Origin of the sequence: Nocardia carnea, assembly GCF_029869215.1 — a bacterium.
GTDB classification, from domain to species: Bacteria; Actinomycetota; Actinomycetes; order Mycobacteriales; family Mycobacteriaceae; genus Nocardia; species Nocardia carnea_B.
On the sequence record NZ_JARWPM010000084.1, the window covers coordinates 1 to 2,784 of the forward strand.

Here is a 2,784-nt window from a genome sequence, read left to right on the forward strand (position 1 = left end):
CCCCCCCCCCCCCCCCCCCCCCCCCCCCCACCCCCCCCCCCCCCCCCCCCCCCCCCCCCCCCCCCCCCCACCCCCCCCCCCCCCCCCCCCCCCCCCCCACCCCCCCCCCCCCCCCCCCGGCCGCCCCCCCCCCCCCCCCCCCCCCCCCCCCGGCCGGCTATCCGTTTCAGGGTCGGGCTTACGGTCCGGCTGGATCGATATCTGGCGATTCCGGTGGTCGCCGGCTCCGGCGATGAAGGAGTCGGTCCGGGCTTCAGGCTCGCCAGTGACAGTCCCCGAGCACTGTGGCTTCGGTGCCGCCGTCGGCGAAGATGATCTGACCGGTGACGAAGCAGTTCTCCGGTCCCGCCAGCCAGGTGATGAGGTGGCCGATCCATTCCGGCCGCCCGGGGAAGCCGAGGGGTTGTGGTGCCGCGGCCTCTACGGCGGTACGTACCTTGTCGTCGGCGAGGATCCACGCGGCGGCCGGGGTGTCCACGACGCCGGGCGCCACCGCGTTGAGCGGTATACCGGAGCCGGCCCATTCGGGCGTCGGGGCGGCTCGTCGTACCCACCCGTTCAGGGCGCGTTTGGCAATACCGTAGGCGGAATCGCGCAGGGCGGGGTCGGCGCGCAGCAGGGCAGTCGCGGCGGCTTCGTCGCCGTCCGCGCAGGCGCGCAGGATTCGTTCGTCCGCGGGGGCCAGCGAGGACGTCGAGGATACGGCGACGGCCCGCGGGGCCGCGCTTTCCGCCAGTAGCGGTCGCAACCCTTCGAGCGTGGCGACGGTGCCGAAGTAATTCGTTTCGAGCAGCCCGGTCCGGCCGCCGCCCGCGATCGCCAGTACCGCATCGACGTGTCCCCATTTCGATACCTGATCGACCAGTGAGCGGCGGCCGGCGGGCGTCGACAGATCGGCGATGATGTCGGCGTCGCTCAGATCGCAGCCGATGACCCTGGCGCCTCGGTCTCGAAGGATCGTCGCGGTGGCGGCGCCGATTCCCGAAGCCGCGCCGGTGACGACGTATCTGCGTTCGCTCACCGTTTCCCGCCTGCCGGGGTGTCTTCGGCCGGTGCGACCAGGTACGGCAGGCCCTTGCGCCGGAAGTGCAGCCGGCTGACCACCTCGGCGAGGACGATCAGCGCCACGAGCTTGAGCGCGCCGGCCAGCGGGACGCTGGCGACCGGCATTGTGTAGGCCAGGACCACGGTGGTCGCCGCGTCCAAGAGCAGTGCCGAACCCCAGATCATCGTGCCCGCGTACACCACCCGCCGAAACGGCGGTGTGTCCCGCCAGGCGATATCGATCTGCTCGCGCAGCGGGCCGCCGGTGAAGAGCCGTAAGGCGGACAGGTAGTACGGGGTTCGCAGGAGCGTGAGGAAAATCCAGCCGCCCGCCAGCCCGGTGACCCAGCCGTCGCGCGCCAGCAGGGTTCGCGGGCTCCCGGTCAGGAACGAAAGTCCGACGCTGAGAAGCAGGACGGATATGACGAGACCGGCGAGCATATCGATCCGTCGCTTCACGACGACCGAATGCGTCGCTGTGGCGGCCGGTACCGCCAGGCCGAGCAGCAGGGCCCACAACTGGTCGATGCCGGCAGCGCGCATTCCGTAGAACACCGCGATCGGCGCCACGGCGTTGACCAGCAGGCTGAAAGCGATCGCGCTGCGCGGATCGACCCCGCTGCCGTTCTGCGCCGGATTCGCTGTCGGGGAGGTGGGGTTCATTGTCGCCCCACAGGATTGCGGAAGGCCGCACTGTTGACCATGCGGTCAATAATAAATGACCAAGGGGTCAATAGTCGAGACCGGTGAGTGTTGCTCAGCGGTGATCCGGGTAAGCGGGTCCCGTCAGCCCCTGGCCTGCATACCGCCGAGCAGGATCTCGGCGAGCGCCGCCGCGTAGTCGCCCGGTTCCACTTCTGGATGTTCTTCGAGGTAGGAAAGCATGATGTCGATCGAGCCCTGATAGGTGACCGCCATGACCCGGGTGTCGAAATCGCCCAAGCTGCCCTCGGCTTGGCCGCGGCGGAACAACTGCTCCTGTCCGCGGTAGGTGTCCTCGTAGAAGCCGGCGGTCACCTGCTCGCCGCCGTCCGGGTGGCGCAGGTTGTGCACGATGCGGTTCAGCGCGACCAGCTCGTTGCGGCGGGTACGGACCTGGCCGGCCGCGGTACGCAGGGCGGCACGGATGATTTCCGGTACGGGTCGATCCAGATCGAGCACGTCGACGATATCTTGCCGCAAAGCCTCCATTGTGGCCTTCGCGGTTGCCGCCATGAGGTCGTCCTTGCCGGTGAAGTAGTGCCACACCAACCCCTTGGCCACATCGGCACGCTGGGCGATCCGGGTCATCGACGCGCCGTCGTAACCGCGCTCGGCGACCTCCTCGATCGCAGCCCGCATGATCTGCTGCCGGCGCTGGTCTTCGCTGAGGCGTTGTCGCGGGCCGCGTGGCAGCCGGGAGCCGGAACTCATGGTGCAGCGGGCTCCGGCGGAGATTTCCTGTCCACGCCGCGCATGCTACTGCCCGCTCGTTCGCGAGCGGTCACGTGCCGATGCCCGTTAGGGCCTCGCGATGTCCGGGGGGATAGGCGCACCGGCCTATGCGGCCCCGGTACGCAAAAGACCGCGGGAGCGGACCGTGTGGTGCGCTCCCGCGGGCGGGGTGTTGGGGGGTGGGGGCGGTTGCTGGCTAGGACCGCGGCGCCTATGACCGCGACACCGATGAGGCCGGTGATGAGTTCGTGGACGTGTATATCGCCGACGGTGATGAGCAGGATCAGCGCCAGGGCGCCGATGGCC

Annotated in this window: 4 protein-coding genes; all 4 read right to left on the minus strand. The window is 69.9% G+C overall.

Annotated features, from left to right (window positions below):
• Positions 1-253: 253 nt before the first annotated feature.
• The 4 genes from QH276_RS04430 to QH276_RS35485 all read right to left on the minus strand — a co-directional run bounded on the left by QH276_RS04430 (position 254) and on the right by QH276_RS35485 (position 2,780).
• Complete coding sequence (locus QH276_RS04430) at positions 254-1,021, minus strand: SDR family oxidoreductase (protein ID WP_280402640.1); 768 nt, start codon at positions 1,019-1,021, stop codon at positions 254-256.
• Positions 1,018-1,707, minus strand: coding sequence for a VC0807 family protein (locus tag QH276_RS04435; RefSeq protein ID WP_280402641.1), 690 nt, complete (start codon positions 1,705-1,707; stop codon positions 1,018-1,020). Before QH276_RS04435 ends, QH276_RS04430 begins: the two co-directional genes overlap by 4 nt.
• 123 nt (positions 1,708-1,830) lie before the next feature.
• Positions 1,831-2,457: a TetR/AcrR family transcriptional regulator gene (locus QH276_RS04440; protein WP_280402642.1), complete on the minus strand. Its 627-nt coding sequence runs from the start codon at positions 2,455-2,457 to the stop codon at positions 1,831-1,833.
• Positions 2,454-2,780, minus strand: coding sequence for a hypothetical protein (locus QH276_RS35485; RefSeq protein WP_432278784.1), 327 nt, complete (start codon positions 2,778-2,780; stop codon positions 2,454-2,456). Before QH276_RS35485 ends, QH276_RS04440 begins: the two co-directional genes overlap by 4 nt.
• Positions 2,781-2,784 lie beyond the last annotated feature (4 nt).

Coding starts and splice junctions, on each gene's coding strand:
- QH276_RS04435 (WP_280402641.1), bottom strand. CDS start 1,707: ATGAACCCCACCTCCCCGACAGCGAATCCGGCGCAGAACGGCAGCGGG.
- QH276_RS04440 (WP_280402642.1), bottom strand. CDS start 2,457: ATGAGTTCCGGCTCCCGGCTGCCACGCGGCCCGCGACAACGCCTCAGC.